Origin of the sequence: Desulfovibrio sp. JC022 (assembly GCF_010470665.1) — a bacterium.
In the GTDB taxonomy this organism is placed as follows: domain Bacteria; phylum Desulfobacterota; class Desulfovibrionia; order Desulfovibrionales; family Desulfovibrionaceae; genus Maridesulfovibrio.
In genome coordinates this window covers 348,459-366,503 of sequence record NZ_VOPZ01000001.1, presented here as the reverse complement: position 1 = coordinate 366,503, position 18,045 = coordinate 348,459, and the positions used below count along the sequence as shown (strand labels likewise).

Annotated in this window: 14 protein-coding genes; 4 read left to right on the top strand and 10 right to left on the bottom strand. The window is 49.8% G+C overall.

Annotated features, from left to right (window positions below; translation table 11 throughout):
* Positions 1-26: 26 nt before the first annotated feature.
* Entirely contained in the window at positions 27-1,178 is a 1,152-nt protein-coding gene (locus FMS18_RS01540) for a multidrug effflux MFS transporter (RefSeq protein ID WP_163291976.1), read from the bottom strand.
* Between the two features lie 322 nt (positions 1,179-1,500).
* Here FMS18_RS01540 and FMS18_RS01535 point away from each other — a divergent pair, with 322 nt between their 5' ends.
* The 4 genes from FMS18_RS01535 to FMS18_RS01520 all read left to right on the top strand — a co-directional run bounded on the left by FMS18_RS01535 (position 1,501) and on the right by FMS18_RS01520 (position 7,483).
* Positions 1,501-2,136 (top strand): TetR/AcrR family transcriptional regulator, encoded by a 636-nt coding sequence (locus tag FMS18_RS01535; RefSeq protein WP_163291975.1) that lies wholly within the window; start codon positions 1,501-1,503, stop codon positions 2,134-2,136.
* On the top strand, positions 2,126-3,166 hold the full coding sequence (locus FMS18_RS01530; RefSeq protein ID WP_163291974.1) for an efflux RND transporter periplasmic adaptor subunit: 1,041 nt from the start codon (positions 2,126-2,128) through the stop codon (positions 3,164-3,166). The genes FMS18_RS01535 and FMS18_RS01530 overlap by 11 nt, the downstream gene beginning before the upstream one ends.
* Entirely contained in the window at positions 3,163-6,291 is a 3,129-nt protein-coding gene (locus FMS18_RS01525) for an efflux RND transporter permease subunit (protein WP_163291973.1), read from the top strand. The genes FMS18_RS01530 and FMS18_RS01525 overlap by 4 nt, the downstream gene beginning before the upstream one ends.
* A gap of 73 nt (positions 6,292-6,364) precedes the next feature.
* Positions 6,365-7,483, top strand: coding sequence for an MBL fold metallo-hydrolase (locus tag FMS18_RS01520; protein WP_163291972.1), 1,119 nt, complete (start codon positions 6,365-6,367; stop codon positions 7,481-7,483).
* A gap of 176 nt (positions 7,484-7,659) precedes the next feature.
* On the opposite strand, the gene FMS18_RS01515 is transcribed toward FMS18_RS01520, so the two are convergent.
* The 9 genes from FMS18_RS01515 to FMS18_RS01475 all read right to left on the bottom strand — a co-directional run bounded on the left by FMS18_RS01515 (position 7,660) and on the right by FMS18_RS01475 (position 17,963).
* Positions 7,660-7,998 carry a tRNA-binding protein gene (locus tag FMS18_RS01515; protein WP_163291971.1) on the bottom strand — a complete coding sequence of 113 codons (339 nt, stop codon included), beginning with the start codon at positions 7,996-7,998 and terminating at the stop codon, positions 7,660-7,662.
* Between the two features lie 220 nt (positions 7,999-8,218).
* Complete coding sequence (locus FMS18_RS01510; protein ID WP_163291970.1) at positions 8,219-9,022, bottom strand: AraC family transcriptional regulator; 804 nt, start codon at positions 9,020-9,022, stop codon at positions 8,219-8,221.
* Positions 9,023-9,046: 24 nt separating this feature from the next.
* Entirely contained in the window at positions 9,047-10,777 is a 1,731-nt protein-coding gene (fliD, locus tag FMS18_RS01505; RefSeq protein ID WP_163291969.1) for a flagellar filament capping protein FliD, read from the bottom strand.
* 9 nt (positions 10,778-10,786) lie between these two features.
* Positions 10,787-11,995, bottom strand: a complete 1,209-nt coding sequence (locus FMS18_RS01500) for a flagellin (protein WP_163291968.1) — start codon at positions 11,993-11,995, stop codon at positions 10,787-10,789.
* Between the two features lie 10 nt (positions 11,996-12,005).
* Positions 12,006-13,757 (bottom strand): flagellar hook-associated protein FlgK, encoded by a 1,752-nt coding sequence (gene flgK, locus FMS18_RS01495; RefSeq protein WP_163291967.1) that lies wholly within the window; start codon positions 13,755-13,757, stop codon positions 12,006-12,008.
* A gap of 206 nt (positions 13,758-13,963) precedes the next feature.
* Entirely contained in the window at positions 13,964-15,505 is a 1,542-nt protein-coding gene (locus FMS18_RS01490) for a flagellar hook protein FlgE (RefSeq protein WP_163291966.1), read from the bottom strand.
* Between the two features lie 29 nt (positions 15,506-15,534).
* Positions 15,535-16,212 (bottom strand): flagellar hook assembly protein FlgD, encoded by a 678-nt coding sequence (locus tag FMS18_RS01485; protein ID WP_163291965.1) that lies wholly within the window; start codon positions 16,210-16,212, stop codon positions 15,535-15,537.
* Positions 16,209-16,754: a sigma-70 family RNA polymerase sigma factor gene (locus FMS18_RS01480; protein ID WP_163291964.1), complete on the bottom strand. Its 546-nt coding sequence runs from the start codon at positions 16,752-16,754 to the stop codon at positions 16,209-16,211. Before FMS18_RS01480 ends, FMS18_RS01485 begins: the two co-directional genes overlap by 4 nt.
* 351 nt (positions 16,755-17,105) lie before the next feature.
* Entirely contained in the window at positions 17,106-17,963 is an 858-nt protein-coding gene (locus FMS18_RS01475; protein WP_163291963.1) for a flagellin, read from the bottom strand.
* Between the last annotated feature and the right edge of the window lie 82 nt (positions 17,964-18,045).

Below are 18,045 nucleotides of genomic sequence, written 5' to 3'. Positions count from 1 at the left end.
GTTGTTTTCTACAGAAATTTAACTGATCAAACTCTCTTCTTCCGCCGCGCCATCCAAATCAGCGCAAACAGCGGAACAAGCCCGCCAACAATTCCCATCTCACCGATCACATTGATCTTTGAAGGCCAATCAAAAGAAATCAGCTCCATGGCTACAGCACCGAAGATGAAGTAGGTAAAAGTCAAAAGCGCGGAAGCAGCACCGACATCCCGGTCCACGGTCTCAAGGATCATGTGGTTACTGATGGGCCTGCTGACCCCGATGGAAAAAGTCATCAGAAACATGGGGGCGGCAAACATGTACTCCGAACCATCCAAAGCCAGCATCCCGAGACTGGCCAGGACCACGCCTGCCAGCGAGACTTTGAGAATAGACATAGACGAATAGCCCACGCAAAGCCTTGAGCAGGTGAACGATCCGGTCATAAAACCGATGGCATTGAATCCAAAAAACATGGCGTACTGCTGCTCATTCAAACCAAATCCGCGGATATAAATATCCGCCGAACCAGCCAGAAATCCGAAGAAACCGATTCCGATCACAGAAAAAGCGAAGCAGTAAGTGCTGAACTCAACATTTTTGAGCACGACCAGATAACGGGAAAGCATGGACCAGATGCCGCCCTCAGTCTTTTCAAATTCAGGCTCCTTGAACACGAGAGTACCGTAAAAAGCCATGGAAGCCAGCACAGCCTGACACCCGAAAATCCATTTCCAGGACAAAAATTCAAGCATCATACTACCCATCATCGGCGCAATCATGGGACAAAGAGGAATAATCACCCCGATGTAGGCCAGCACTTTCTGCCGTTCAACCCCGGTATAAAGATCTTTTGCCAGAGCCATGGAAAGAGCCGATGCAGATGCCGCCCCGGCAGCCTGTACAATACGAGCCGCCACCAGAAACCAGATATTGGTGGACAAAGCACAGAGCAAGCTTCCCAGCACATAGATCCCAACCCCGACGATCAGCACGGGTTTGCGTCCGTATTTGTCAGAAAGCGGCCCGTAAATGAGCATAAAAAAACTGAACAGGATGAAAAATAAAACCAGCGAAAGATTAACTTCTGCAAGGGAAATCCCCCACTGCTCCTGAATGGTCGGCAGGGCTGGGAGATACATGTCTGTAGACAAGGCGGGGAAAGCCGCCAGCATAGTGATAAAAAGAAAATTTGGCATAGGAATACGTTTGTTAAATTTAAAAAGTGCGGATTAACTCAGATAAAAAGCGGAAAATTGTCAGGTAATAGGCATGATTTTGCAGTAGATCCGGAGACAAGATTTTCAAACATTAGACTTCCCTTGATGAGAGGTCAACTATTATTACCATTGCACCTGAAGATCTTTAGAATTCTTAATACTCAGCCAACCATCTAGAATAAAAAGACAAAACTTCAACAACAAACAACACTTAAAACGTTGTTTAAAATAGTGCTTGACTGAATCCTAACAAACTCATACAAAACTTCAAACACTGTTTAAATCCTTGTTGGAGAAATATATGAGCGATCAAAACACCAAAAACAGAATTCTGGAAGCTGCCAGCCGGGTCTTTTGCGGCAAAGGATTCAAGGCTACAACTGTACGCGATATCTGCGCCGAAGCGGATGCAAACGTGGCGGCTATCAACTACCATTTCGGAGACAAGCGAAAACTATACATTCAGGTCCTCAAATCCTGGATGGATGGGATGTTCAAGGACGCGGACAGACTCAATGGAATCACTAAAACATCAACACTTGAAGAACGTTTACGTGCTTATATTTATGGAGAACTCAGAGCACTGTGCACCTACGATGATCCGGAAAAAATCAAAAAAAGCAAAATCCGCCTTCTCTTTGAAGAATATGTTTCCGAAGACTGCGACCCGGAATTATTCAAATGCCATGAAGAAATTGACGGGGAACTGCTGACCCCGATCATCCGTGAACTTCTTACCCCTATCGAAGATGAAGAAATCCTTCGACAAGCCCATATGGCTGCCAGCGGAGTGCTGGTTCACCATTTTCTCGGAATCATCCATTACCCTGAAGGTGAAATTGAATCCAAGGAAAAACTGGAATTCATGGCCGACTTCTACACCACTTTCATTCTCGGCTCCCTGAAAGCCATTAAGGAAAAATACCATGCGCAATAGATATTTAATTCCACTGACTCTGGTCATTCTGCTATTAGCCCTTTGCGGCTGTGAATCTGACTCTAAAACAGAGGCAAACACCGCCGCCCCGGAAAAAGCTGTGCGGGTCGGCACTATTGAAGTTATGCCCGTAACCATCAAGGATATGCTGACCCTGCCCGGTGAAACAGCACCCGACAAAGACGTCTGCGTTTCCTCTGAATCCGCCGGAACAGTGGTCTGGCTGGGTGTGAAAGAAGGTGATCATGTACGCAAAGGCCAGCTCATTGCACGCCTTGACGGTGCTTCCAGCGGTGCAAAATTTGACCGCGCCAAAGCGGCCAAAAAACTTGCCGCAGAGCAGCTGCGCCGCCGTAAAGAACTGCTCAACAAGGGAGTGCTGGCGCAGGAAGAATACGACCAGATCAAGGCCGAACTGGAACAGAGCGAAGCATCCCTCAAAGAGATGATGGTTAACGTGGAATACGGTATCGTGCGTGCACCCATCGCCGGGGTGATCAATAAACGCTACATCGACCGTGGGGAACGTCTGGAAGTTGGTTCCGATGTCGTTGATATCGTTGACTCTTCATCCATCAAAACCCTTGTAAACGTACCTGAAATGGATATTTCCTATATCAAAAAAGGCCAGAAGGTGACTGTTTCCGTGGATGCCCTGCCCGGTAAAACATGGGATGGAGTTATCGACTTCGTATCCTTCAAAGCTGATAAATTTTCCAAGACCTTTGAAACGAAGGTTCTCACCGACAATTCCAACGGTGAAATCCGTGCCGGAATGCTGGCCCGTGTTTCCCTGCTTCGCCGCACTGTGACAGGTGCTGTAACCACTCCCCTTTCCGCCATCATCAACCAAGGCGGGGAACGGATCATCTATGTAGAAAAAAACGGCGTGGCTCAGGTGCGGACCATTGAAATCGGAGTAATCGAAGGCAGCCGGGCCCAGATAACTAAAGGACTCAAAGCCGGAGAAAAACTGATCACAGTCGGACACACCATGGTTGAAGACGGTACCAAGGTGGTGACACAGTGATTATCAACAAAACAGCACTGAACAGGCAGTCTACCGTAATGGTTCTGCTTGTTTTCATCATCATAGCCGGGATCTCAAGCTACGCTTCCCTGCCCCGCGAGAGTGACCCGGACATCACCATTCCCTACATCTTTGTGCAGACAAATTTTGAAGGGGTGGCCCCGGAGGACATGGAAACCCTGATCACCATGCCCATTGAGCGCAAGCTGAAAGGGCTTTCCGGGACCAAAGAAATATCATCTATCTCTGATGACGGAGTTTCCATCATCAAGGTCGAATTCAACCCGGATATAGACATTGACGACGCTTTGCAGAAGGTGCGCGACAAGGTTGATCAGGCCAAGCCGGACCTGCCCTCGGACCTTCCCGACGAGCCGGTAATCAACGAGGTAAACCTTTCGGAACAGCCCATCCTGAACGTTGTTCTGTCCGGGCCATTCTCCCTTAAGCGACTGAAAGTCTTTGCCGAGCAGCTGGAAGACCGCATTGAATCGGTACAGGGTGTACTCGACGCAAAGATCATCGGTGGCCTTGAGCGTGAAATCCACGTGGAATTCGACATGGACCGCGTGGCCTACTACAACATTCCCATTTCCAGCCTGCTGAATGCGCTGAAAAATGCCAACGTGAACACTCCCGGCGGGTCTGTTGAAATTGGAAAATCAAAATACCTTGTACGCGTGCCTGAAGATTTCAAGCACCCGGATGAAATCGATAAAATCGTGGTTTACGAAAAAGACGGACGCCCCATCTATCTGCGCGACATCGCTTCCATCCGCGACCACTACAAAGACCCGACCTCCAAAAGTCGCTTCAACGGAATCCGCAGTGTGACCATTGAAGTAAAGAAAAGGGCCGGGGAAAACATCATCCGCATCATTGATACAACCAAGGAAATTTTGAAGGAAGAGCAGCAGATTTTGCCGCCAACCCTCAAGATCAACCTCACCGCCGACCAATCCGATGAAATCCGCCAGATGGTTGCGGATTTGCAGAACAATATCATCACCGGACTGCTGCTGGTTCTCATCGTGGTCTTCGCCTTTATCGGCGGACGCTCAGCCCTGTTTGTCTCGCTGGCAATTCCGCTGTCCATGCTGATCACCTTCACGGTGCTGGAAATTTTCTCCTACACCCTGAACATGGTTATTCTCTTCTCGCTCATTCTGAGCCTCGGCATGCTGGTTGATAACGGAATCGTGGTGGTTGAAAACATCTACCGCCACATGGGTATGGGTAAATCCCGCTATCAGGCTGCCATGGATGCCACCGACGAGGTAGCATGGCCGGTTATCGCCTCCACCCTGACCACTGTGGGCGCGTTCTTTCCCATGGTATTCTGGCCCGGTATTATGGGCGAATTCATGAGCTACCTGCCCATCACGGTAATTATCGCCCTGATCGCGTCACTGTTCGTGGCACTGGTCATCAACCCGGTGCTTTCAGCCAAGTTTCAGGATGTGCCCAAGATTGATGAAAACGCCAAGCCCGGTTTTATTGACCGCATGATGGAAGCACTCAAAGCGTTTTACCGCCCTATCCTTGAATGGTCGCTGGATCACAGGTTTCTGGTGGTTCTCTTTTCCTTCGGATTCCTCATTGCCTCCACAGTCAGCTTCGGCATGTTCGGACGCGGGGTGGAATTCCTGCCCAAAACAGAACCCAAGCGGTCCGATGTAAAGATCAAGGCCCCGGTTGGGACCAATCTTGAAGCCTCAGACCAGTTCGTAAAAGTGGTAGAAAAAATCGCTGCTGAATACCCGGACATTGAATACGTCATCGCAAACACCGGGGAGTCCGGGCAGTCCGATGAAATCGGCACCCACTACAGCCTCGTAAAGCTTGATTACGTAGACATTCAGGACCGCAGCCGTCCTTCATCTGAAATCACAAATGAAATCCGTGACCGCTTGCAGAATTCCATCCGCGGTGCGGAAGTTCGTGCCGAACCGGAAAAAATGGGACCGCCCACCGGCAGTGCCATCAACATGGAAATATACGGTAAGGACTTGCGTCAGTTGGGTGAAATTGCGGCCTCTTTCAAACGGACCATCAAGAACATCCCCGGATTGGTGGACTTAAAGGACAACTATATCTCTGCCAAGCCTGAAATCCGGGTGGATGTGGATAAAGAAAAGGCTGCCATAATGGGCCTCGACGCCTTTACCATTGCGCAGGCGGTAAAGACCGCCATCAACGGCTTTAAGGTAGGTGTCTACCGCGAAGGCAAGGACGAATACGACATCATCGCCCGTCTGCCTAAAGAAGAACGGGATTCCCTTGAAGACATCAAGCGCATCACCGTTTCCGGCCCCAAGGGTGAACCTGTGCCCATCACCAGCCTTGCTGAAGTGACCATGGGCGGCGGACTGGGCGGAATCAACCGCATTGACCAGAAAAGAGTAGTGACCCTTTCCGCCGATGTATCAGGACGCCTTGCCGAGGAAGTCATTGGAGACATCAACAGGGCTGTGTCCGGCATCGAACTGCCGCGCGGATATTCATACAAATTCACGGGGGAACAGGAAGAGCAAGCCAAGGCCTCCGCGTTCCTTGAAAAGGCCTTTGCCGGAGCATTGTTCCTGATCTTTATAGTACTGGTCACCCAGTTCAACTCCATTGCCACCCCGTTTATCATCCTGACTGCGGTCATCCTCTCCCTCGGGGGTGTCATGGTCGGACTGCTCATAACCGGGACAGCCTTCGGGGTCATTATGACCGGGGTCGGGGTACTCTCCCTTGCCGGGGTTGTGGTTAACAATGCCATTGTACTCATTGATTACTATGAGCAACTCAAGGAACAGGGTCGCAATGTCCGCGAAGCACTTATCGAAGCCGGGTTGACCCGTTTCCGTCCGGTACTGCTCACCGCCATCACCACTGTGCTGGGCCTGATCCCCATGGCGACAGGAGTCAGCTTCGACTTCATCAACATGCGTCTGGACATGGGCAGCGAAACCTCCCAGTGGTGGGGCCCCATGGCTGTGGCTGTTATCTTCGGGCTGGCAATCGCCACCGTGCTTACGCTGGTGGTCGTGCCTACGCTCTGTTCTGTGCAGGAAAGTTGGAAGGAACGGGTCGCAAAACGCAAAGCCGCTAAATTGGCAGCTCAGCCCCAAAACTAGAGTTATGTCTGATGAGCAAAAATTAATTACCTGTTAAATTCCTATGGACAAACTTAACAGGCAAAACAAAAAAATGAAAAAAGCAATACTTTATATATTCGCATTACTGGCAGCAGCCGGGATTTCCATCGGAATCCCGGCCTGCTCCAAGATGGGCCACGCCCCTTCTCTTGAGGAAAGCCTTATGTACGAAAAATCAGCTAATTACAAAAACGGAACCTTCACCAATGAGACTCCGGTGAACATGACTGTTGAAGGATTCACTTTTGCCAAGGCTATTAACTTCTTCTTTGACCTGAGCCGCACACCGGACAAAAAACTACCCTTCCACCAGCTTACAAAAAATTCTTTTTCTCCCGATCCCGCAGGATTGCAGGTAGCATGGCTGGGACATTCTTCCATGATCCTCGACATTGACGGGGTGCGTCTGCTCATCGACCCGGTTTTCGGCAATGCTTCCCCGGTGCCGTTCACGGTCAACCGCTTCCAGCCCTCCCCCATCGCACGGGAAGAACTGCCCGAAGTTGACGCGGTAGTAATTTCCCATGATCATTATGATCATCTGGAAATGTCCACCATCAAGTATTTAGCCCCGAAAATAAAGCTGTTCATCGTGCCTCTGGGAGTCGGTTCCCACCTGCGCAAGTGGGGTTGCAGGCCGGAACAGATTGTAGAGCTGAACTGGGATGAATCCATCATCATCCGCGATGTGGAAATCATTGCCGCTCCTTCGCAGCACTTTTCCGGGCGCGGTTTAGGGGACAGGTTCAAGACCCTTTGGGCTTCTTTCGTCTTCAAAGGGAAAGACCACTCCGCTTACTATTCCGGAGATGGCGGATATGACGGACGATTCAAGGAAATCGGCGAAAAGTACGGTCCCTTCGATCTGACCATGATCGAATCCGGTGCTTACGACAAAGGCTGGAAGGACGTACACATGATGCCCGATGAATCCGTGCAGGCACACATTGATCTGGGTGGGAAATACATGATTCCTGTACATTGGGGGGCTTACGATCTGGCTTTTCACAAGTGGGATGAGCCCATCCGCAGGGTCTCTGCTCTGGCCGCAGAACAAGGGATTAATCTGCTGACCCCGCAGATGGGTGAGATCTGCATGCCCGGTAAAAGTACCCATAGTGCTTGGTGGAAACCTGCCGAGCAACAGAAATTAGCAATCGCTACGAATTAAGATGCCTCCGGCGGCTGGGGAAGGGGAACTTTTGGGAAAAGTTCCATCTCTGCTCTCAGTATCCGTAAGACTCGAAGCAAAGCTTCTCGTTAACGGCTACAGGCCTTCCCCAGACCCCATCCCCTCAAACTTTTCAGTAAGGCTTCGCCGCTATCGCTTATAGAAACGACCTAGCCTTAACAGAGCTTTGCCCCTAGCGGCACATCCTTATCCGGCACACAGAGTGCCACGTCTCCATTTTCATCATGAAAGCCTGTCACCAGGCACTCGGACATGAACGGGCCGATCTGTTTTTTAGGAAAGTTGACCACCCCAACTACAAGCTTTCCGGGCAGTTCTTCCACATTGTAAAGTTTGGTGATCTGGGCACTGGATTTACGCATGCCGATTTCCGGACCGAAGTCTATATGCAGGATATAGGCGGGAACACGTGCCTCTTCAAATACCCGCGCTTCGATTATCTTTCCGGCCCTGATCTCCACCTTTTCAAAATCATTCCAACTAATTGTATCCATTATTCTTCTCCTTCAGAAGTTGTTATCGTGAAGAGAGAATACCTATCTCTGTCTTATCAATATTGAATAAAATTGACATGAATTGCGATCTAGAAAAATTAAACCGGCGAAGCCCTAATAAAAAGTTTTGAAGTGTCCAGAGAAACTTTTCCCAAAAGTTTCTTTGGCCGCCGGAGGCATATCTTTTAATAAAAAACGCGGCAGCGCATCAGATCACGCATCAAAATGCCTTCTGATACTGGCGGGGAGTGAGCCCGTACCTGATCTTGAACAGGCGGGTCAGATGACTTTGATCTGAAAAACCGCACTGCACGGCGGTATCGGCAATATTTGCATTAGCGGCAAGGAGTCTGCGGGCTTTTTCAAGCCGCAATTGGATCAGGAAAGAATGTGGCGGCAAACCTTTGTGGCTGCGGAAGATACGGATCAGATGAAACTCGGTACACCCGACAAGATCCGCGAGTTCGGCAAGACTGAGACTGCTGTCCATATGGGCATGCAGGTAATCGATAACCATGGCAACCCGCTTATCTTCGCTTCCGGGTAAAATATCCTTGGCATCGGCCTGCTTGTACAGCCCGGACAGTACGGAAAGAATATTTTCCTCTGCTTCAAGCTTTTCAGCGGGACTGAGCAATTTATTGTGCAGCCCGGACAAAGCCTGCCAGAGCCGCTTATTTTCCAGCAGCCTGTTGCGAAATGGCGAAACTGCATTTTCCCGGCCCAGTAATTTAAAATTCAAGGAACGGACAAATTCTTCGGAAAAATAAAAACTGCGCAGATGCCTGCGCTCGATACAGCAGGGGCTGTTGGCATGGATGGTTTCCGGCTCGATTATACTGATGGAGCCGGGCTGCAAAATATCGGAACTCCCCTTCACGCTATAATTTTCCCCGGACTCGGAATTGAGCCAAAGCACATACCCATCGTGCAGGTGGCTCTTGAATTCGCGCCCGCTGCTGCATGAAAGAACTTCCAGCCCCTCCATGGGCGAAGAGTAAATTATGGTTCTGTCATTTTTCATTTCATTAAATCAAGCCCGTGTCTGCTAACTGGAATCAAGTGAAGCCAAAGTCGTTTCGAGCTGGGCTTCCTGTCCTGAATAGTAAGCCAGCATGGTGTCCAAAGCGGAATACTTGCGCTTCAACTCTGTTTCATAAGCGTCCAGACGGGCTTCTTCCTCGTAAATATCATTTTCAAGCTTAACAGTCAGGTCGTCATAACTTGCAGCCAACAGAGGGATGCTTCCGGTGGATACATCTGTCAGGGCTGAACACAGGTCCGCGACCTGCCCGCATTTCCCCTGCTTCACTGTAACTGTGCTGGAATAACTGCCGTCCGTCAAATCCGAGACCTCAAGGTAAAGACCGTTGGCATTGCTGTCACTCCCGGCAAGCAGGGTATTCCCGTCAACCATCATATCTACACCGTTAATGGTTGCAGATGTGATTGCGCCACCGGAAACCGTATACTCAACGTCATAATCCCCGGCCCCGGTCAAACCTGCAATGGATGATATGACCCGCAGATCCGAACTGTCCGTTTCCGCCTCTCCGTTGGCGGCAAAAAGCATGGCTACGGCTTCCGGGTCCTTGGCAAGAGCATCCTCAAGCTCTTCATAATCAACCTGCAGCTGACCGAAAGTAGCAGAGCCTTCTGTACTGTCCGTTGTAATGCCTAGGGCGGACAGGGAAGCGAATTGATCCCCTTTTCCGGTATCACTGTCATAATACAAAAAACCCAGTCCGGCGGAAGTGAGGGCGTCCTTTACTGAGCTGTACACCAGATCAAGAGTGGCATCCTTGATGTATACACTGGTATTATCCTCATCGTTCTCCGTATCTGTAAGTTCCCCGGTGATATCCAGCAGATCGTAAAGCAACTGGTTGACCTCTGAAACAAATGTTTCAATAGTTTCAACCATGGCATCCGTATCATAAGAGACACCTATGTTGACGCCTGCGGCATCGGTAGTGGCGTTAAGGGTCATGGTCATATTGTCGATAACGTCATCCACAGTATTAGTCGGCCGTTCTATCCACTCATCCGCACCGGAGGGAAAACCGTCTACCTTCATCTGCGAATTCTGGGCGGTCTGGGTATTAGTGAATGATCCTGATGAATATCCGTCAATGGCACTTAAGTCAGTAAGCCCCACGGCGTTATCTTCCCCGGTGTCCTGCCCGCTGAATTTGATATAATAGTTGCTGCCGTCACTGATCAGCGAGGCACCGATCTTGCCGTCAAAGTCAGGATCACTGTTAATCTGGTCCACCAGTTCCTGCGCAGTGGTCCCGGCGGTGACATTCATGGAAATATCTTCCCCGGCATAGGAAAGGGTGATGGAGGAATCGGATGATATGATCTGCTGGTCAGCTGAGGAGATAGACATGGACTCGGAAATCCAGACATCCTTCTGGGCCAACTGATTGACCACCAGATTATAGGAATCTTCCGTTGCCCCGTCCTCAATGGAGGCCTGCACTTCCCCATCCCCGGTAGTGGAAACGGAATAAGCCAGAAATTCGTCCATTTCATCCATGCCCTGCAAAGTTGCAGAAAGAGCAATCACCTCTTCGTTCAAGGCCTCAAGAAGCTCCGAAGCAGCTTCCGCCTCCTCCAGATCTTCATTGTACTGATCCAGCTCATAGCTCTCAGCCTCCACAGAAGCATTGATCAGATCGGTCCAGTCGGTACCGTCCCCAAGGCCGTTAACAGTAAAACCGCCGGAAGTACTGGTGGACTGATATGATCCGGTAGAAACAGAAGCAACAGCCATAACCGCCTCCTACAAATAATCCATAATGGACATGTTTATCACTTTGGATGAGGAACTGAGCACCGCGTTATAGATATATTCGGTACGACTTAGCTCCAAGGTCAATTCGGTGCTGTCCGCATCTTCCACATCGCTGACAGCGGATGCCACCCGCTCACGGGTCAGCGACAGGCTCTGGGAAGTGAAATCCGCTTTCTGCTCCCGTGCCCCCACATTGGAGGCCTCAATAAGCATCTGATTGTAGCCGTCATCTATGGTCTCAAGGGTTGTCGCAGTACCCTTTTCATCGCCGATCCACATGTAGGCCACAGAATCGCTTATGGCTTCAAACATATTCGGTTCCGGGTAAGGTTCTCCGGTAGCCGGATCAACACCGCCGAACATCTCACTGCCCACGGAATTGACTTCCAGATCGGTACTTTCAGAAATATTGACCGCCATGGCTTCGTCTGCGCCATTGTACTGCATGGAGTTACGGACCACGAACTGCCCGCCCATCTTGGCATCGGAATCATAAGCTGTTGCCGCTGTCCCGGCATTCATCTCCACGGAAACATCCCCCAGCTCCATGGTCGTATCGGGCGGAGTGGCGGTTCCGTCCATGGTCCCGGTCAGCCACGTACTGCCGCCGTCCAATGAGTAGCGGTAATCCACAGCATCGGTGCCGATGGTTCCGTCAGATGTAAATTCCACGATCACCGGATCATCAAGCTCCCCATCGAAACTTACAAAATCACTCTTGGCAGGGGAATCCCCGGTTATGGTCACTCCGGGCACATATTCATAAGGCGCGGTATCTGTGGATTCACCGGAAAATAGATAGTCATCACCCATCTCGGCATTGGCTATAGCCAACAGGGAATCCTGATAGCCCATCATATTTATGGACATAGCCTGCTGCTGTTCATCGGTATAAGTCCCGGTTGATCCCTGCTCGGCCTGTTCCTTGGCGGAAATCATGATTTCGCTGGCCTCACTGAGCAGGCCATCTGCACTGCCCAGCAGGCTTTCGGCATACTGGGTATTATTGTAGTAGCTTTCCAAGCTCTGATCATAGCTACGCAGATTGACTACATTTCCCATACCTGCCGGATCATCGGACGGGGTATTGAGCTTTTTCTGACTGGCAACCTTATTAGTGGCATTCATATAATCAGTAAGGGAATTACTGATATTCCCCATGCTCTGATCATAAATCTGTGATGTACTTACTCTCATGGATGCCTCCCTACATAATGCCCAGAATGGTATCGATCATATCGCGGGTAACTGAAATAATCTGGCAGGCAGCACTGTACTGCTGCTGAGCCTTGGTAAGATTGACCAGTTCCTCATCCACATTCACGCCGCTGACGGATTCCTGCTGCTCGGCATAAATCCCTGCCGCCGCAGTGTCACAGGTAACCTGCGTTTCCGCTTTGGATGCCGCCGCCCCCACATCAGAAACAATTGCAGCCAGATATTCGGTCAGTGAAGCATCAGTTGCCGAGACTCCCTCACCTATTGATACGGTCTCACTCAGCAAATCGTTTATGGACTTGGCGGTATAGTTACTTCCCGATGAAACCGTCCCGTCCCCCCCTACCTCTCCGGCATTGAGGTGCGAAGGATCGGATGAAACATAATTGTTGACCGCAACATCTCCCGCGGAGCTGCCATCAAAAAAAGTATTGATTCCCGCAGCAGCCAGAAAACCGGAACTATCTTCCCCGAACTCAAATGAAGCATCGCCCACAGCCTGAATTTCCAGTTCGCCGTCAGCATTAACTGAAGCGGTCAGGGTTCCCGCAAAGGCTGTGTTAATGTCCGCCACAACGTCATCGAAGGAATCCGTCGCAGGATCGACGGAAATAGCGGAACTTGCGCTCATATTGCCGTCAGCATCATAGGTGTAGATATTGAATTCACCGGAAGTGATCTTGTCTTCGTAATCCAGCCCGCTGCTTGAAAGTGCTGCTGTCTGATCGTCCACCCCGTAAGAACCTTCAACCGCAGTGTGATGCTCCAAGCCCGCTCCCTGTGAATGGGCAACATTGGTTTCCCAGATCAGGGCCGAGGTATAATCGTCCAGACTGTCCAGAGTGGGCTGAATGTAATCGTCGCGAGTGATGAACAATCCGGCAATGGAACCGCTGTCGGTGCGCCCGGAAACCGGGTCTCCGTCAGCATCTTTCATGGGCGTAATGTCGATCAGTGCGCCGGAACCGCTTTCCCAGAACAGTCCTGTCTTGGAAGTATCATCATCGTAGGCAACGGCGAGGTAATGAGTCTCTTCCCCTTCCACCAGCGGTTGCCCGGTCTCGGTATAGATCTTGGTCTGTCCGTCACTGTAGCTGAGCACTTCCACCCCGATCAATTCATCCAGTTCACGGATGGCCTGATCACGGCTGGCGGTCAGTTCATAATTTTCGGAGTTAGCTGCTATCTGCTCGTTCAGCAGCGCAATAGAATCAATCAGTTCGTTGGCGGTATTAACCTGATCGACAATTTCTGATTCAACACTGGCAGACATATCCTTAAGTTCCGAAGACGTTGAATTGAGCGCATAGATAAGTGAATCCGCTTCACCAAGCAGATCTTCCCTTTCAGCAAGAGAGTCCGGGTAGGTGGAAAGGTCGTTCCATGCGCTCAGGAATTCATCCTGCGCCGCAGCCAGCCCTTCCCCTCCACTCTGATTGAAGATGGAATCCATCTGGGTAAGATATTTATTCTGAGCTTCGCTGGAGGCCAGATCCGCCGAGGCTGCAAGGTACTGCTTCTCAATAAAGCTGTCCCAATTGGCCTGCACCGCAACAATGTCCGCCCCGGTACCCAGACTATCGCCGTAAACAGTGATGTTGCCCGTGCTGTCGTAAACAGCATCGGCGCGCTGGTAGCCCTCGGTTTCGGCATTGGCGATGTTGTTGCTGGTCGTGTTGATCGAGACCTGCGCATTGGCTACTGCCTTCTCACCTATGGACATTGCATTTGATAAACTCATGGTGGTGCCTCCGGCGGCTCTCCGAGGGCTTAAACCCTTTTTGTAAAAAGGGTTTAAGAATCCCAAAAACTTTTAATAGGGCTTCGCCGTTGCAGCACACCTATCCGTGCGTGACTTAAATTCAACCCTCAGGGATTCCAAAGGGGATTATCCCCTTTGGCCGCCGGAGGCGAAATAAAATCGACTAAAACGCGAAGCGTATCAAATTAACTCTTCAAAGAAATCGCAGTCTGCAACAGGGTATCAGCGGTTGTTACAACCTTACTGTTGGCCTGATAGGCGGACTGGATGATGATCAGTTCGGTCATCTGGGATGCGAGATCCACGTTTGAGGCTTCCAACGAATTGGAAACCACGGTTCCGAACCCTGCGGACCCGGCGGTTCCAATGATGGCTTCACCGGATTCGGTGGTGGCCCGGAACAGGGTTCCGCCTTCTGCGGTAAGCCCGCCCTGATTGGTAAAGTCGGCAAGACCGAGCTGGTAGAGTTCGATGGATTGGCTGTTGGAATAGTTACCAACGAGAATACCGTTTTCGTCCACTTCCACGGAGACAAGGGACCCGGTGGGATAACCGTCCTGCCCTATGCTGTATGTGGCAGAAGAACTGTCGGAATAACTGGTGGTCGCTCCTAAAGAGAGAGTGTAGTCTGCAAACGAGGGCAGATCCGAATAGGCGGTAGCGGCGGTGATATCACCGAGGGTGTTTATCCCCCCGGAAGTGTCCCAGGTAGCATCATCGCTGGACATACCGAAATTTATGGCAACATCCTGCCCGCTGGTGCTTCCGGTAAAGTTGAGATTTACCTCCGGGTATCCTTCGGGGCTGAGATCAGCCAAGCCCCACTGATCGGGGTCCTTGGTATCGGCGGAAGTTGCTGCATTGGAGAGAGTGAAAGCGGTCATGGAGGTCATCTGGCCTTCAGAGTTGAAGGTCATGGTCCCGGTCATGCTCAAACCTGCACCGCTGGTGGTATTCAAGGGATTGCCGCCCGAACCGGACCGCTGATCATCTTCTGCGTCAGTGGCAGCCACATATTCCCAGATAATATTACCGTCGGAATCCACATCCACCGGGTCCATATAATAGGTCATGTCATGGGCGGAACCGTTTTCATCGTAAACGGTCATGGTTGTGGAATAACTGTACTGGGAATCATCCAACGGCGGATTATTGGTACCGTCATAAAGCTCGAAGAGAGAGGTATAAGGATTGGTGGTCTTGGCCTCATCAACGCTCTGGGAATCAAGGTTCATGGTCAGGCTGATCTCGGAAGTTGCCTTCGGCGGTGACTGGGACTGGTCCAGCTGAATGGTGGTCAGCGACCCCGAAGCGGTTCCGTCTTCAATTTCCCAGCCCTGTACCTGATTACCGTAGGGATCGACAAGATAGCCGTCTTTATCGAAATCAAAGTTACCGGCGCGAGTGTAGTAGGTTGTGCTGGTGTCCGGGTCCACTACTATAAAGTAACCGTCACCGTTGAGAGCCACATTGGTGGATACACTGGAATCCTCATAAGACCCCTGAGTGTAATCGGTGTTGATTGTGGAAACCCCGGCCCCGTTACCGACCTGTGAAAGACCTCCTCCTGTGGTGATGGTAGAGTAGAAAACATCTTCAAAAACCGCATCCGAACCTTTAAAACCTACTGTAGATGAGTTGGCGAGGTTGTTGGAAACCACGGATGTTGCCTGTGAGTTTACGTTAAGACCTGAAATACCTGTGTACAAAGAACTGGTGACACTCATTTTTTTGCTCCTGCGGTTGTAAAATTTATTTAAATGAATGAAACGTCGGTAATGGAAACTTCCCGGCCGTCATTAAGGGTAAGGGTGGTGTTGCCGGAATCATCCTGATCCACCGCAGTGATGGTACCGGCGGACTTGATGTAGACAGGCACGGAAGAGTCGTTGGCATCGTTGGCGAAAACCATGGCTACAAAGGTTCCGTCCGTTTCAAGATTGCTCTCACTGAGCAGATCTTCACCGGAAACTTCAAACTCGCCAGCTTCAAGGTCGGTGTAGTAAACGGTGTCCACGAGGGTTCCTTCGGAGTTGTAAATATTGAGACCAAGGGTGGATGCGTCTTCCTGAAGATCAATGGTCACGTTGGTGGCATCGCCGCTTTCCACGGTGATGATCCCGCCGTCGGCCATGACTTCCTCGCCGATGTAGCCGGAAGTGCTCAAAGCGGAGATGGCGTCCAGTTTATTAATGATGGTTTCCAGATTCTCGTTCTGCTGCACATCTTCATCGAGCATGGAGTAACTGGTCATCTGGTTGACCATTTCCGTGTTATCCACGGGGTTGGTAGGGTCCTGATATTCCAGCTGAGTGGTCAGCAGAGTCAGGAAATCGACCTGATCAAGCGAGGTATTGTCGCTGGCGGTAGTTGTAGTACTGGCCGAATCTGAACCGGTTAAGCTGCTGTAGTAGCTGACGCCTTCGACACTCATGATACGACCCTCCTCTCACTGACCGCTGAAAAATGGCGGCGTAATTTTTGAATTGCCTGATGCTTGATGCAGCGGACAGTACGAGAGGTGATCCCCAACTGTTTCGCTACTTCAACAGCCTTTAAATCTCCCCAGAAAATCATCCTGACCACTTCATCCTGACGTTTAGACAAAAGTCCTTCAGGAAGATTAAAATCAACTTTATCTTTTTCTAATTCAGGAATATCACTCAACTCTTCTACATTAATATATATACGATTATTTCTTCTCATATAATCAACAGCAACAGAACGGCTTATGATATATAGCCATGTATTAAGTGAGCTTTTCTTAGAGGAATACTTAGATATATAATTATTTTTCAAAATCTTTAATGCTACTTCTTGGCAAACTTCATCCACATCACTTTTAGTAGCACCAACATACTTAGAGAATAAAAATTTATTAACAACATTTTTAATATAGTTAATATTGGTAACAAAAAAACAATTCACATCTCTTTCAGAAATATAATCATATTTGTTTTCAATGTAAGTATTCATAGTTCCTCCTACTGGTTAGAAAGAAGCAACTTACATTCCCTACAATATTAATTTACAATCACATTACATTCAGAATAAAACAGATTAGGTTTACGATTTATTAAATAGCTGTAGGAGAATTAATAAAAAAAGGCTGAAATTAACGATTCTTAAGACCAAAGAAGCAGTTTGTGCAGCAAGAGGAGCTCTTGGTTGAACTCAAAAGACAGAAGGGAATTTTTTGCCGGGAGATTCCCCACGGCATGAACGCAAAAAGCCGCCCCCCCTGAACACAGAGAGCGCGGCCTTAAGCTTGCCAACATAAGAAAGGCCCGGTAAACCGGGCCTGCCAGACTGATTGAAACTTTGTAATTAACCGATGAGCGACAGGGCCATCTGAGGCAGGGAGTTAGCCTGTGCCAGCATGGAAACAGCGGACTGGGTAATAATCTGCTGCTTGGAATAGTTGGTCATCTCGGTTGCCACGTCAACGTCCGAGATCTGGGACTCAGCGGATTGCAGGTTTTCGCCCTGAATCTCGAGGTTTGAAATTGTGGCTTCAAGTCTGTTCTCAAGAGCACCAAGGTTAGCCCTGATCTTATCCTTGGAAGTAATGGCATTGTCCAAAGCTTCGAGTGACTGCTGAGCTGCTTCCTGAGTGGATACCGTGTAACCGGCATTTACAGCACTGTTGTTACCGACCCCGAGAGCTGATGCGGTGCAGGTACCAATCTCAACGTCGTACTTGTCTTCCGCGCTGTCGTTACCGGTTCCAAAATGGATGGTAACAGCGTTATCACCGGAAACATTACCATTAAGCAGGTGAATACCGTTGAAATCGGTAGCACTTGCAATTCGGGTAATCTCGGAAGCCATGGCCTGATATTCCTGGTCAATCAGGGCACGCTGAGATGAGGTGTAAGTACCGGTTGCAGCCTGCTCTGCCAGTTCCTTCATGCGGATGAGCTTTTCATCCACAACTCCGAGGGCACCGTCGGCGGTCTGGATCATGGAAATACCGTCATTGGCATTTCGCACACCCTGTTGCAGGGTGGAGATATCCGAACGCATAAGTTCGCGAACTGCCAGCCCTGCGGCATCATCCGCAGCAGAATTAATACGCAAACCTGAAGACATCTTCTCAGTAGAAGAACTGAGTGCACTGTAGGAATCGTTAAGATGCCTTGCAGTCGCGTTTGCAACGGTATTGTTATTGATTACTAAAGACATAAAAACCTCCGTGTTGTATCGTACATCCTTGCACTTTCGACAGATGACCGATTCACCTGCCTTTACAAGATTATACGCAGCG

Bases quoted from the DNA above. Each gene is read 5' to 3' on its own strand.
- FMS18_RS01540 (WP_163291976.1), bottom strand. From the start codon at position 1,178: ATGCCAAATTTTCTTTTTATCACTATGCTGGCGGCTTTCCCCGCCTTG.
- FMS18_RS01535 (WP_163291975.1), top strand. From the start codon at position 1,501: ATGAGCGATCAAAACACCAAAAACAGAATTCTGGAAGCTGCCAGCCGG.
- FMS18_RS01530 (WP_163291974.1), top strand. From the start codon at position 2,126: ATGCGCAATAGATATTTAATTCCACTGACTCTGGTCATTCTGCTATTA.
- FMS18_RS01520 (WP_163291972.1), top strand. From the start codon at position 6,365: ATGAAAAAAGCAATACTTTATATATTCGCATTACTGGCAGCAGCCGGG.
- FMS18_RS01515 (WP_163291971.1), bottom strand. From the start codon at position 7,998: ATGGATACAATTAGTTGGAATGATTTTGAAAAGGTGGAGATCAGGGCC.
- FMS18_RS01510 (WP_163291970.1), bottom strand. From the start codon at position 9,022: ATGAAAAATGACAGAACCATAATTTACTCTTCGCCCATGGAGGGGCTG.
- fliD (WP_163291969.1), bottom strand. From the start codon at position 10,777: ATGGCTGTTGCTTCTGTTTCTACCGGATCATATCAGTCCACCAGTACT.
- FMS18_RS01500 (WP_163291968.1), bottom strand. From the start codon at position 11,995: ATGAGAGTAAGTACATCACAGATTTATGATCAGAGCATGGGGAATATC.
- flgK (WP_163291967.1), bottom strand. From the start codon at position 13,757: ATGAGTTTATCAAATGCAATGTCCATAGGTGAGAAGGCAGTAGCCAAT.
- FMS18_RS01490 (WP_163291966.1), bottom strand. From the start codon at position 15,505: ATGAGTGTCACCAGTTCTTTGTACACAGGTATTTCAGGTCTTAACGTA.
- FMS18_RS01485 (WP_163291965.1), bottom strand. From the start codon at position 16,212: ATGAGTGTCGAAGGCGTCAGCTACTACAGCAGCTTAACCGGTTCAGAT.
- FMS18_RS01480 (WP_163291964.1), bottom strand. From the start codon at position 16,754: ATGAATACTTACATTGAAAACAAATATGATTATATTTCTGAAAGAGAT.
- FMS18_RS01475 (WP_163291963.1), bottom strand. From the start codon at position 17,963: ATGTCTTTAGTAATCAATAACAATACCGTTGCAAACGCGACTGCAAGG.